15 protein-coding genes and 1 pseudogene are annotated in these 13,053 nt (G+C 39.6%); 13 read left to right on the top strand and 3 right to left on the bottom strand.

Annotation, left to right across the window (positions count from 1 at the left end):
• Positions 1–5 precede the first annotated feature (5 nt).
• The 12 genes from KK487_RS13175 to KK487_RS13120 all read left to right on the top strand — a co-directional run bounded on the left by KK487_RS13175 (position 6) and on the right by KK487_RS13120 (position 9,867).
• Positions 6–476, top strand: coding sequence for a YybH family protein (locus KK487_RS13175; RefSeq protein WP_024596192.1), 471 nt, complete (start codon positions 6–8; stop codon positions 474–476).
• A 27-nt stretch (positions 477–503) separates the two neighbouring features.
• Positions 504–2,327, top strand: coding sequence for a copper resistance system multicopper oxidase (locus KK487_RS13170; RefSeq protein WP_013465888.1), 1,824 nt, complete (start codon positions 504–506; stop codon positions 2,325–2,327).
• Positions 2,324–3,184, top strand: a complete 861-nt coding sequence (locus KK487_RS13165; RefSeq protein ID WP_004589262.1) for a copper resistance protein B — start codon at positions 2,324–2,326, stop codon at positions 3,182–3,184. Before KK487_RS13170 ends, KK487_RS13165 begins: the two co-directional genes overlap by 4 nt.
• A 645-nt stretch (positions 3,185–3,829) precedes the next feature.
• Positions 3,830–4,252, top strand: coding sequence for a hypothetical protein (locus KK487_RS13160; RefSeq protein ID WP_010558026.1), 423 nt, complete (start codon positions 3,830–3,832; stop codon positions 4,250–4,252).
• Between the two features lie 299 nt (positions 4,253–4,551).
• A complete protein-coding gene (locus tag KK487_RS13155; protein ID WP_008467855.1) occupies positions 4,552–4,965 on the top strand; it encodes a MerR family transcriptional regulator in 414 nt (137 codons plus the stop codon).
• A gap of 101 nt (positions 4,966–5,066) precedes the next feature.
• Positions 5,067–7,310, top strand: coding sequence for a heavy metal translocating P-type ATPase (locus tag KK487_RS13150; RefSeq protein WP_008467856.1), 2,244 nt, complete (start codon positions 5,067–5,069; stop codon positions 7,308–7,310).
• Positions 7,311–7,321: 11 nt separating this feature from the next.
• Positions 7,322–7,675 (top strand): cupredoxin domain-containing protein, encoded by a 354-nt coding sequence (locus KK487_RS13145; protein WP_004589267.1) that lies wholly within the window; start codon positions 7,322–7,324, stop codon positions 7,673–7,675.
• 9 nt (positions 7,676–7,684) lie between these two features.
• A complete protein-coding gene (locus tag KK487_RS13140; RefSeq protein WP_008467859.1) occupies positions 7,685–8,020 on the top strand; it encodes a DUF2933 domain-containing protein in 336 nt (111 codons plus the stop codon).
• Positions 8,013–8,678, top strand: a complete 666-nt coding sequence (locus KK487_RS13135) for a methyltransferase family protein (RefSeq protein ID WP_010558024.1) — start codon at positions 8,013–8,015, stop codon at positions 8,676–8,678. The genes KK487_RS13140 and KK487_RS13135 overlap by 8 nt, the downstream gene beginning before the upstream one ends.
• Positions 8,662–9,084 (top strand): hypothetical protein, encoded by a 423-nt coding sequence (locus tag KK487_RS13130; RefSeq protein ID WP_008467863.1) that lies wholly within the window; start codon positions 8,662–8,664, stop codon positions 9,082–9,084. Before KK487_RS13135 ends, KK487_RS13130 begins: the two co-directional genes overlap by 17 nt.
• 10 nt (positions 9,085–9,094) lie before the next feature.
• Positions 9,095–9,466, top strand: coding sequence for a hypothetical protein (locus KK487_RS13125; RefSeq protein ID WP_008467865.1), 372 nt, complete (start codon positions 9,095–9,097; stop codon positions 9,464–9,466).
• A gap of 50 nt (positions 9,467–9,516) precedes the next feature.
• A complete protein-coding gene (locus KK487_RS13120; RefSeq protein ID WP_004589646.1) occupies positions 9,517–9,867 on the top strand; it encodes a hypothetical protein in 351 nt (116 codons plus the stop codon).
• Between the two features lie 216 nt (positions 9,868–10,083).
• Here the strand turns inward: KK487_RS13120 and KK487_RS13115 are convergent, their stop codons facing one another.
• Complete coding sequence (locus tag KK487_RS13115; protein ID WP_008109669.1) at positions 10,084–10,815, bottom strand: MauE/DoxX family redox-associated membrane protein; 732 nt, start codon at positions 10,813–10,815, stop codon at positions 10,084–10,086.
• A 1-nt stretch (position 10,816) separates the two neighbouring features.
• A complete protein-coding gene (locus tag KK487_RS13110) occupies positions 10,817–11,338 on the bottom strand; it encodes a DUF305 domain-containing protein (protein ID WP_215521837.1) in 522 nt (173 codons plus the stop codon).
• 433 nt (positions 11,339–11,771) lie between these two features.
• On the opposite strand from KK487_RS13110, the pseudogene KK487_RS18565 reads away from it, so the two are divergent.
• Positions 11,772–12,134: pseudogene (locus KK487_RS18565) on the top strand (recombinase family protein).
• A gap of 526 nt (positions 12,135–12,660) precedes the next feature.
• On the opposite strand, the gene cadR reads toward KK487_RS18565, so the two are convergent.
• Positions 12,661–13,050 carry a Cd(II)/Pb(II)-responsive transcriptional regulator gene (gene cadR, locus KK487_RS13095; protein ID WP_041695792.1) on the bottom strand — a complete coding sequence of 130 codons (390 nt, stop codon included), beginning with the start codon at positions 13,048–13,050 and terminating at the stop codon, positions 12,661–12,663.
• Positions 13,051–13,053 lie beyond the last annotated feature (3 nt).

Genomic DNA, 13,053 nt, shown 5'->3' with positions numbered 1-13,053 from the left:
AGAAAATGAAAATGAAAACAATAAATATCCTACTCGTTTTATTAATGACGTTTAGTTTCGCAGCAAACGCTCATGGTGATAAGAATAAAGACAAAGGATTGTTTAAAGGTGTAGATACACCAGCCGCAAAAGTTGTTTTGGCATTTCATCAAGCACTTGAAACTGGCAATCAAAAACAGGCTAGAGCGCAGTTAGCGGATGATGTCACCATTTTCGAGGGAGGCCGCGTTGAAAGGAGCGCTGATGAATATGCTCATCATCATATGTTGTCGGATATGAAGTATTTAGCAGCGATGAAGAGCGACACACTTGAACATCAAGTGACGATACTTGGAAATACAGCTATCTCTGCCTCGCGTAGTCAAACTAAAGGTACTTACAATGGTGAAGAACGTGATTATCAAGGGATGGAAACAATGGTTCTCGAAAAGCAAAACGGTGAATGGAAAATTAAGCACATTCATTGGTCACACTAATTTATTGGTCAAACCTCGGAGAGTAAAATGAGAATTAAAGATCCATTACATCAAATTTCTACACCGCGTAGACGCTTTGTACAAGGTTTAGCTGCTGGCGGTATATTAGCTGCTTTTCCAAGCATTCTTCATGCTGCTTCATCTTTAGTGGCTGGAACAATAACAGGTACTGTGCCCGAACTAAGTGGAGAAATAATAGATCTGGTGATAGATGAGTCACCCGTAAACTTCACAGGTGTTGTAAGAATGGCTACAACAATCAATGGCTCAATACCAGCTCCTACCTTGCGCCTCAGAGAAGGTGATGACGTTACTATCAGGGTAACTAATAAATTATCAGTGCCGAGTTCAATTCATTGGCATGGGATCATTCTTCCGTATCAAATGGATGGCGTACCGGGTATTAGCTTTAAAGGTATAATGCCGGGTGAAACCTTTGTTTATAAATTTAAGCTGCAACAAAGCGGCACATATTGGTATCACTCACACAGTGGCTTTCAAGAAATGACAGGTATGTACGGCGCATTAATTATTGAGCCAAGAGAAAAGGATATTATTAGTGCTGACAATGAGCATGTTATCCAATTGTCTGATTGGACTGATGATGACCCAATGGATTTGTTCCGCAAGTTAAAAGTACAGAGCGATGTATTTAACTTTAATCAACCTACTGTTCCAGAGTTTTTTGATGACATTTCAAATAGCAGCGTTTCAAATGCGCTACAACGCCGGGAAATGTGGAATAAAATGAGAATGAACCCTACAGATCTTGCAGACTTATCAGCATCTGCAATGACTTTTTTAATGAATGGTTGTGCGCCTTTGACAAACTGGCGTGGAATGTTTAAAGCTGGCGAAAAGGTTAGGCTTAGATTTATTAACGGTTCTAGCAATACGTTTTTTGATGTAAGAATACCTGAGCTGAAGTTAACAGTTGTACAAGCTGATGGACAAAATGTTGAACCTGTGACAGTAGATGAATTTAGATTTGGTCCCGGTGAAACTTATGATGTACTTGTCGAGCCAAAAAATGATGCATATACGATTTTTGCACAAAGCATGGATCGCTCAGGTTATGCTAAAGGTACTTTATCAATGGCACCTAATATTGATGCACCAGTACCTGCTCTAGATCCCGTTGAATGGTTAACGATGACAGATATGATGGGGAATATGGCCCAAGGTGGTGAGCATTCCGCGATGGCAGGTATGGCAGACATGTCGGGCATGAATTCTAATAAAATGGATCATAGTGCAATGGGTCATGGAGCGATGGCAATGGATCATAGTAAACATGGAATGACTAAAAACCCATTAGCTGTTGCTAGCACTAAAGTGCGTCATGCAAAAACAGAGTATGGAGCTTCTGTTGATATGCGTGTTGATATGCCTAGAACAAACCTTGATGATCCCGGTATAGGTTTACGTAAAAATGGACGCCGTGTTTTAACACTTGCAGATTTACATTCTCTTGAGGGAATTACAAACCAGCAAGAGCCAGAGGCTGAAATTGAATTACATTTAACTGGAAACATGGAGCGTTATAGCTGGTCATTTGATGGCTTGGAATTTGGAAAAAGCACGCCAGTTCACATGAAGCATAATCAACGTTTAAGAGTTATTTTACAAAACGATACAATGATGACACATCCCATGCACCTGCATGGTATGTGGAGCGATTTGGAGAATGAAAAAGGTGATGTACAGGTTCGTCGCCATACTATCCCTGTACAACCAGCGCAAAGAATTAGTTTTTTAACAACACCTCATGACGTAGGTCGCTGGGCATGGCATTGCCATTTATTATTCCACATGGATGCAGGTATGTTTAGAGAGGTAGTTGTATCATGAAAAAATTAATACTAACCAATACGTTAAGACTATTATTAATAGGTTTGCCCCTTATAAGTGTATCTGTATCTGCAAAAGATGAGATGACTGAGATGGGTGATTCTAAAATGCAAGCACAAGGTGGAGATGCACCTAAAGATGCTAGAGACCCCCATGCTTATGCAGCAGGTACAACTTTGACTGAAGGTCCTTATGCACTCAGTAGCGACAAACGACTGACTTTGGCAGATGAGCATTCATTTTACGCGCTACTAGGGGATCGTCTTGAATATAATGAGCAAACAAACGCAGGTGTTTTTGACTTTCAGGCATGGTATGGCACTACTTTTGATAGATTAGTCATCAAAACTGAAGGAGATTTTAGCGAAGGTAATTTAGAGGAGAACCAAACAGATTTTCTATGGGGCCACGCAATATCTGCTTATTGGGATACACAAGTCGGTATTCGACTTGATTACAATAACGAAGGTGAAAACCGCAAATGGCTAGCTTTTGGTTTACAAGGTCTAGCCCCCTACTGGTTTGAAATTGATATGACTGCGTATTTAGGAGAGCAAGGTAATAGTGCATTTTCGATCGAAGCTGAGTATGAGCTATTACTTACTCAAAAGTTAATTGTTCAACCACGAGCAGAGTTGACGCTTTACGGTAAGGATGACGTCCAAAATAACCTTGGTAGTGGCTTGTCTAGCAGTGCTATTGGTTTTCGGGTTCGTTATGAGTTTACCCGCCAGTTTGCTCCCTATGTTGGCGTTGAGTGGACAAATAAATTTGGTAATACAGCCGACTTTGCGAAGTTAAATGGGCAAAGTACTCGTGATACTGCTTTTGTTGCAGGTATCAAGTTCTGGCTCTGATATGAAGAAATACTATATTGACTTGATGAGAGCTACCGCAACTATATTGATGGTAGCTTTCGTTTTTTGGGATTTAAACCATTTTAGTTATGTTAGGAAAGGCCTAGCTAATAGTTTTTTTGGAAAGAACTAAGAGCAGTAATAGTAAGCTACTTCTTGTTTTCAATCGGTGCCAGTCTGGTGTATACCTATCAAGGTGGAATATCAGCTAAGAAGTAAAGTTGGCGAATGGTTAAGGTTAAAGAGTCAAGGCAAAAAACATCGCCATTGAAAGACGTACAATAGGCCATTTTATCACTTTTGATGAACGGGAATTGGATGTGCCCGGGATAGAACCGATTGTTGCAAAGTACTGCGCTTAAAGCTGAACAATTGGAAAAATGATCCATTACTCAATACCTAGTTATGAGCGTAGGGTTTTTATTTCTTTTAATGGTGCTCATGCTTGGCTTCAATCTCATGAGTATAAATTAGACACCCCTTTTATACTTGTGAAGTTAAAGCTGTTTAAAAAAGTAAAAAGTAAAAAGTAAAAAGTAAAAAGTAAAAAGTAAAAAGTTTAGGTTTTAGTTCAAAGGTTGATCAAGATCATAAAATTATTTTTATAAAGTGGCTAATATTGTAGGTGATAAATAAGGAATTAAAATGTTTGGACTTTTCAAGTGGTTTAAAATAGTGGTAATTACTCTGTTGCTTACGCAGCATGGCTTTGCTATTGCTAAACCAATGAATTGTGAAGAACATCAAAATGGATCTTCCGACACGCATATTATACAACCAAGCAAAAATATGCATCATCAATCAATGAATGACAATAGTCACTATCACACTGAAAATTCGCAAGATTCTAAAAACCGTCATGGTGATGAAGACTGTGAAAAATGTAAAGCTGGTGATTGTGTTTGTTGTGAAGGCGGTTTTTGTACAAGCTTTCATTTAAATGCCTATCTTGTGGAAGCGCAAGACGAAGGTATTTGCAATATTCATTCTGAGCTAATTCTACAGCGTATACCCCTACCAAAATCTGGTATCCATCTCTTACTTTATCGTCCACCAATTATTGGCTAATCACGGGATCAGTGCGCCTTTTTTTCGCCAGTCCCATCAAAAATAAAACGATTTACTGATTGGTTTAAATTACCAACCGTTTTGAACAATTAGCACAATATTTTTTGGAGGCATGATGAACATGCTCAAACTATTGCTATTTACAGTACTTAATGCTGTCGATTTTGACCGAGATTTCTCTTTTACCAAAAAATTAGTTTTTAGCTTATTCACTAGAATTAGTACTTGACCTGTGTCTTAGACACAGGTCTAAGCTGAAGATGAGAGTACAAACTTAGCTAAAAAACTGAGGAGTGAATATGAAAGTTGCGGAGCTGGCAAAAAGCCTTGGAACGACTGCTGATACGGTGCGCTATTACACCAGATTAGGATTGTTAAAACCTGCTAAGTCAGTGAACGGCTACAAGTCATACTCGAATAAAGAAGTATCGAGACTTAAATTCATTTTAAGTGCCAGAAACCTTGGTTTTTCCGTTGCAGATATCAAGGAAATTATTAATGAATCTGAAGATGGTAAAAGTGCGTGCCCATTAGTCAGAAGCCTGATCAAAGAGCGGCTTGAAGAAACAGAAAAGCAGTTTCAAGCAATGTTGGCACTTCGAGGAAAAATGTCTTCTGCGCTTTCTCGATGGGAAGAAATGGAAGACAAAGCACCGACTGCAAACATGGTTTGTCATCTCATCGAAAACTTTGAGCAAATTAAAAAAGCATAGGAGGAAAAAGGGTGGCTACTAACACAAATATAAAAACTGAATCAGGCTGTTGCTGTCAGGCAAAAGCTCAATCCTCTTCGTGTAAAAGTAAGGAGAATACGTTGGAGAAAGTATCACATAACCAACAGCTTATCATTGAAGGTGCTGGGTGTGCTAGCTGTGTAGGCAAAATTGAAGGGGCGTTGAAGGCAACTCTTGGAGTCGTCAGTGCGGAAATGAATTTTGCTGATAGGACAGTAACAGTTTATGGGACAGCTAAAACAAAAGAGTTGATCAAAGCTGTTGAGTCAGTGGGGTATAACGCGAAGCCAATTGATGATAGCTCAGCAACAGATGCGCTTGATGAGAAAGAGGCTGCGGATTTTGCATATTACAAAAAGCTAATGCGCGATACGTTTATTGCCCTTTCACTCGGCGTTCCTTTGATGATCTACAGCATTGTAGTTGGAGAAATGACGGTTGAAACAAACCTTGAACGAATTTCTTGGTTGGTTGTAGGCATTTTAACTTTTGGTGTTATGTATTTTTCAGGCAAGCATTTCTATGTAGGAGCATGGAAGAGCTTCAAAAATCATTCAGCCAATATGGACACCCTAATTGCTTTAGGAACAGGCACGGCTTGGTTGTATTCGATGGTTGTCGTGTTTGCACCTGACGCTGTTCCATTGATGGCACGGCATGTTTATTTTGAAGCTACCGCCATGATCATTGGCTTAATTGATTTAGGTTTAGCATTAGAAATCAAAGCCAGAGGTAAAACCTCTGAGGCCATTAAACGTCTTATCGGCTTGCAAGCCAAAACAGCAACCGTGGTTCGTGACAACAAAGAAGTTCAGATAGGTATTGAGCAGGTTTTATTTAACGATATTGTGAAGGTAAAACCGGGTGAAAAAATTCCCGTCGATGGCGTGGTATTGGAAGGACACACCTCTATTGATGAGTCCATGCTGACAGGCGAACCTATGCCTGCTGAAAAAGCTGAAGAAGATGAGGTTGTCGCAGGTACTTTGAACAAATCAGGCATGATTTTATTTAGAGCCACACGCGTTGGTAAAGACACGGCGCTTGCACAGATCATCAATATGGTGAAACGAGCACAAAATTCGAAACCGCCGATTGGCCGTTTGGCCGATGTTATTTCAGCTTTTTTCGTACCTGTCGTGATGATCACCTCTGTGTTAAGTGCGCTAGCATGGCTTAACTTTGGACCTGAGCCAGCCATTGCTTTTGCCATCGTTTCAGCAACTACTGTGCTTATTATTGCCTGCCCGTGTGCTTTAGGCTTGGCAACACCCATGTCTGTCATGGTGGGAGTAGGAAAAGCAGCAGAAGCCGGAGTGCTTATTCGCAACGGTGAGGCACTGCAAACCGCCTCTAAAATCACTGCCATGATTTTAGATAAAACGGGCACTATTACTGAAGGGGCACCTAAGGTAACCGATATTATTTTAGCAAAAGCTACTGACGAAAAAGACGTACTACAGCTTGCAGCAAGTTTAGAAAGCGGCTCAGAGCATCCTTTAGCGCAAGCGATTGTTGAAAGTGCGTTAGATCAGGATATTGAGTTACTAAAAATTGAAGCCTTTAACGCCATTACGGGTTTTGGTGTAGAAGCAAGCTGCAACAACAAAGCCCTGCTTTTCGGAAACGATAAACTAATGAAGTTAAAAGGCATAGACCTCACAGGCTTTGTTGAACAAGCACAGTCTTTAGCCAAAGAAGCCAAAACACCTATGTACTTTGCTGTAGATGGTGAACTTGCAGCAATCATTGCTGTTGCAGATCCTATCAAGTCAGACTCAATCTCTGCTATCAAACGGCTTCAGGCTAATGGTATACGCGTCATCATGTTAACGGGTGATAACAAGGAAACCGCTGCCGCCGTAGCTAAAAAAGTGGGTATTAGTGAGTTTCTTGCTGAAGTGCTGCCAGAAGATAAAGCCAACAAGGTGAAAGAGCTACAAGAAGGCGGCGAAATTGTTGGTATGACAGGAGATGGCATCAACGATGCTCCTGCGCTAGCGTTAGCCGATGTTGGCTTCGCCATAGGCACAGGGACTGATGTAGCTATCGAAAGTGCTGACATTACCCTAATGCGTGGTTCACTTCATGGCCTTGCTGATGCCATAGCGGTAAGCAAAGCTACTTTACGAAATATCAAACAAAACTTGTTTGGCGCGTTTGTCTATAACGTAGCCGGGATTCCTTTTGCTGCGGGGGTTCTATATCCCTTCTTTGGCATTCTGCTTAGCCCTGTAATTGCAGGTGCTGCAATGGCGTTTTCGTCATTGACTGTAGTGTCAAATGCAAATCGACTTCGCTTTTTTAAAGCAAAAGAGCATTAAGGAGAATCACAATGATGGTTATTAACTTATTAGGCTTAATGTTAATCGCGCTGATTGTTTGGTGGTTTTGGCTATATAAACCCAATAAAACAATCGTTCAAGGTAATGAAGTACTCATTGAAGTGAGGGATGGTGTGTATTCCCCATCCTCAATTCAGGTGTCTGCTAGCCAACCTGTCACTCTGAAGTTTATGCGCAAAGATCAATCCCCCTGCGCTGAAACAATGCTTATTCCTTCATTGGATATAAGCGAACAGCTTAAATTAAATGAAATTACTCAAATTACCCTATTGAACTTATCACCGGGAGAGCATGAGTTTCACTGTCAGATGCAAATGTATCGCGGTGTCTTAAAAGTCGTTTAGGAGGGCAATATGAAAAATCAACACCCTAATTTTTGGTCAACACCTACAGGCTGGGCTGCACTGGCACTTATTGCCGCAGTGACCTACTTCTTAGTGCTTGAGCATGGTCAACATATGCTGCAATTTCTTCCCTACTTGATTTTATTGCTATGCCCCTTGATGCACGTATTTATGCATGGCAGTCATGGTAAACATGGTCACGATCATTCACATGCGCCTGATGAAAAAAAGGAAGAGAGCTTTCAAGAACTCACGGATAAAAATGCAGCCTATCGCGATGGCTACATACAAGGGTTAGAAAAGGCACGTAAGGAATCACATAAAAAGGAGAGCAGTGATGAATGAAACATATGATTATGACTTATGGTCAATGGTGATACTGAACTCAGCAATTTTTATCTTTTTTGCCTTTAGTTTTGTCAAACCAAAAACATCAACTGATTGGAGAAGTCTAAGCGCGTTCTCTGCCTTTATTGTTGCCCTATTTACTGAAATGTATGGCTTTCCTTTAACTATCTATTTTCTGTCGGGGTGGCTGACGGAGACCTATCCAGAAGTAAATTTCTTTGCGCATGAAAATGGGCATTTATTACATACTTTCTTTGGATTTCAAGGTGATGCCCATTGGGACCCATTTCATATAGTGAGTATGGTGTTAATTGTTGCAGGTTTCTTTATGTTGTCTTCAGCATGGAATGTATTGCATCACGCGCAAAAACATCATCAATTGGCTACAACTGGATGGTATGCAAGGTGTCGCCACCCACAGTATGTAGCTTTCATTCTAATCATGTTCGGCTTTTTATTGCAGTGGCCGACAATCCCAACACTTGCGATGTTTCCGATCTTAGTCGTTGTTTACGTCAAGCTAGCGAAACGCGAAGAAGCACAAGCGATTGCTGAGTTTGGTTCGGAGTACCACAGGTATATGGAATCGACACCAAGTTGGATCCCAAATTTTAATAAAAGTGTAGAAGGTAAAAATCATGAAAACGTTAACTAAATCAATTTTATTTATTAGTTCACTACTTATAACCACTAGCTCATTTGCCCAAAACAATGAGCATAAGCATGAAGGTGCGAACAAAGCTGATATGCATCAAGGCATGGCAATACCACATGAGAACATGGGAGAAATGCACAAAAAGATGATGGAAATGAAAAAGGAAGTCCATGCCATTAAAACTGAAAAAGATCCTGAAAAGCAACAGCAGATGATGGTTGAACATCACCGTTCAATGATGAAGATGATGCAATCCATGCACAAAAACATGGAAGAAATGCCAATGCATCAACAAATCAAGATGGCTGAACATCATTTAGAAATGATGGGGAACATGATGCCGCAGATGAACCGTAAAATGGAAGAAATGAAAGATAGCAATCAACAGCATTCACACAAACATTAGGAGAAAAATTATGAGCGATTTAAATCATAGAGTTGGCGTTAAAGAGCAAAATTTAGTTGTTCGAAACCTAAAGCTTAGCAATGTCACAGAAGAAAGCTGTGACGAGTTAGTAAAAGAAATAGATCAGCTTTTTGGTATAGATGAAGTTAGTTACAACATCAAAGAAGGTGAAATACACCTTGCCTATGATGCCGCAAACGTAAGCCTTGATGGGATTGAGGAGGTAATCCGTAAGTATGGCGCAGATGTTCATGATGATTGGTGGACACATACTAAAGAAAGTTACTATAAATTTGTTGATCAGAACATCAAAGATAACTCTGTTCATAAGCCTTGGAGTTGTCATCAAGCACCTTCGGGGGCTGGCCGGAAAAACAAATGAATTCATAAAAAAGTGTATAGATAATTAGTTAGTCAAATGAGGTAACAGTGATGAAAACACCCTATATAAAAGCTCTTTTATTGCTTACATTCGGTTTATATTTAGTGGGTTGTTCCAATACCACTTTTTATCATAAATACATGATGAGAGGTCAGGTAGTAGAAAGTTCTGATAATCGAACTCTAATCTGTATTGGTGCTAAGCATGGCGCAGAGGTTGGGCAAAAATACAGTGTTATTAGATTCCATGAAAGAATAGTATTGAGTGAAGGTGAAGATCCCTACACTATCGAAAAGGTAGGAACGGTACAAATTACTAAAATTGTGAATGATCATTTCGCAACTGTAAAGCTAGTGTCTGGTGACATTGCAGCGAAAGATATGGTGGAACTTGAAAACTAATAAAGTGGTGGCGAAAGCCACCACAAGAGCATAACAATAAAACTTAATGAAAAAACTTTAGTGTTATTTTGTACAACCTTTGAGATTGTTTGCTCAGTTCTGGTTATCTTGATGCCAGTACGACAGAAAAAATGTTACATATGAATTAGAAAGGTGTGGGCTGGCATCCTAGGTCTAATCTTAACAGTTAAGGGGCCGCCGAATAGAGCTATACCTTTACATCAGCAGCATAATCAATGCTCCCGCGATCATAAATAAGTTTTCAGATAGCGATACAAATCCAAGTGGCACACTGCTATCGCCGCCTACACAGGCACACTTTAACTGGCGTTTGTCGATGTAAACGGCTTTGAAAACTGAAATTGCTCCAACTGTGCCGATAAACAATGAAAATGGTGCCACTGCGAGAGGCTGTAGTTGGGCAACCATACCAATACCTGCATATGCTTCAATGAAGGGATAAATATAACCATATCTTATCCATCTCATCGCTAGTAAATCATAAGTAATAAACGAATTTGTGAAACTGTATAGGTCTTTCAGTTTTTGCACCGCTAAGAGCGTCATTGAAAAAGCTATAAATAGCATCAGTGTTCTGATGGAGATAAATGAGCCGGAAGCAAAATGTTGAGATGCGACAGCAAGAAGTGCAGCTATCGAGAAAATGGCTACAACGGGCGTGTAGGTTGTGCCAGTTTGACCTGCTTCATCTTTACCAAAATACTCTCTTAAGTCATCGTATCCTCCGACACGCTTTCCTTCAATAAAGGTTTGTGGCGTAGTTTTGACATCATGCTTAGCTTTGAAGTCATCAGCTTGTTGTCTTGACGTGAGCTTATGATCTTCTACATCATACCCTTGCCTCTCCAGCAAATCTTTCGACCTTAAACCATAGGGGCAGATATGTTCGTCAGTGACCATTCTGTACAGGGTAGCTGTCTTAGTCATCTTAGTCTCCTTTGTTCAGTGTGCCTTCAAACTTTGGGAGCGGTCGTTGCTCAGCCTGAGCTTGTGAGCTGACCTTTCCATTTTCAGAAATATCTTTAATCAGCCATTCCATTTCTTTTATTTCTTTTCGTTGGGCTTTAATAATACCATTTGCCAATTCACGCACGCGTACATCCTCCAAAGTTGAATGCTCACTAGTAAGAATAGCAATGGAGTGATGAGGAATCATCGCTTTCATGTAAGCAGTGTCAGAAATTGTGCTTTGAGAGCGAACAAGATAAAGACATATGGCAAACAGTATTGTCGCCAATAGAAAAATAGCCATGTTGAGCTTCTTGTTACTGTACATGCTAAGCATAAAGGCCAGCATGATCATTGCCATACCTGCTCCCATATACAACGCCATATAGATACGCGTTTCACTAAACCATATATGTGATACTGCGTAAGTGTTGAGATACATCATGACAAACATAGCAATGGTTGAGGTGATGATCATTGCAGCAAATCTTGAGTATTTCATAAGTAATCCTTACATTGATAGTGTAAATATTTCCCACTGTTAGCCTATTATTCTCTACATGTGGTCATGTTCTCGAAAAAGTGCAAGTAATGAGCCAGTATCAATAAGAGTATTTGTAATACGATTGACTCAATTTCAGCTTATATCTAAAGTTTAAGTTTTGAACTTATGATAGACACAGGCTAAATTGGCTTTAGTTAACAATCTAATGGGAGAACTCAAAGCACTACAAGCTGAGCTTCAACAAATGGCAAGCTCGTGTACAAGTGAAGCGTGTGAAATAATTAAGTCACTTTATAGTTAGAATTGTCATTCATTTTCTATCCGTAGTGTACGAATTTCTATTTTTTATTACGTTCATGTACAAAATTTATTTAATATACTTTCGTTCATTTAATTGTTAAGGTGTGCGAAAGTTACAGGTTTCGTATATATGAAAGTTGGTTTTGCAAGAGTTTCAACTAAAGAACAAGATTTAAATGTTCAACTGTCCAAGTTGGACGCTCAGGGCTGTGAAAAAATATTCCAAGGCAAACAGTCTGGTGCTTCGATTCGAAATGAAGAAAAGCTTTAGGAACTCATCGACTTTATCAGGGAAGGTGATGAAGTTATTGTTACTCGCCTCGACCGTTTGGGACGGTCGTTAAAATCTATTCTTGAGGCAATTGAAAGCATCCATAAGAAAGGTGCTTGTTTGAATATTATCGACGGCTCTCTCAATACCAAAAATGATAATCCGTTTGCCACTGCCATGATCAACCTATGTGGAGTATTTGTGACTGTGCATAATGATTGAGATTGATCTCATTTTAGACTGAAAGGTTTTAAAGGGATGCCGCCAATCTCTCTTTTTATGAAAGTATGATTTTTTAATCATAATATCTGAGACTCAATCAGTTATATTACGATAATTTGATGCTATTTGCTAACGGCAGCTCCTCCGACATTGCGAACATTAGCATCAATGAATACCTTATGACTTCACTTAGCCAAAAGCGGAAGTTAGCTTTTGAGTTATTAACGAAAATTCAGAGTGTAAAGCAGACGTTGAAGAGTCAATAATAAACTTCAATTTAAACACTCTAGTGCATTAACGGCTGCAACTAATTTTGTCGTTCTAGAATTGGCGGAATTTTGCTGTTCCATATGAGAAGTAAACACACCAGTCACCATTCAATAGTTTGGCAAAACCTTGTGTGACTCATACTTGTGATACCGCTGACATGAATTTGTCAGCATTTCTTCCGTTTTTATCTGTCCACATTTAGGACATGCAATAGTCGATTAATGTTCTATATTCTGCCCGTATGCCTCTAACAGAGTTAACTATCTAGTGACTTAATGATCCCGCATGCTTCAATAGTATTGTTCGAACCACAAGCACTAGCCATCTGTTGTAATTCAGCTTTAAGCGCCCTTAATTCTTTCATGCGTTTATTCACTAGTGCAAGTTGCTGATCAATTAATGCATTAACGCTAGAGCAGCTTTCTTCTGGCTTATTTTTTAATTCGATAAGACGTTTAATATCATTGAGTGATATATCTAGGCTGCGACAATGTTTTACGAACTCCAATTGTTTAAGTCCTTTACTATCATACAGCCTGAAATTACCTTCTGAACGGTTTGGATTTAACAGTAATCCTTCTCTTTCATAATATCTAATTGTTTGTATAGAACAGCCCGATTTTTTAGACAATTCGCCTATTTTCATCAA

Origin of the sequence: Pseudoalteromonas sp. SiA1 (genome assembly GCF_018732205.1) — a bacterium.
Lineage (GTDB): Bacteria > Pseudomonadota > Gammaproteobacteria > Enterobacterales > Alteromonadaceae > Pseudoalteromonas > Pseudoalteromonas tetraodonis.
This window is presented reverse-complemented; position numbering and strand designations above follow the sequence as displayed.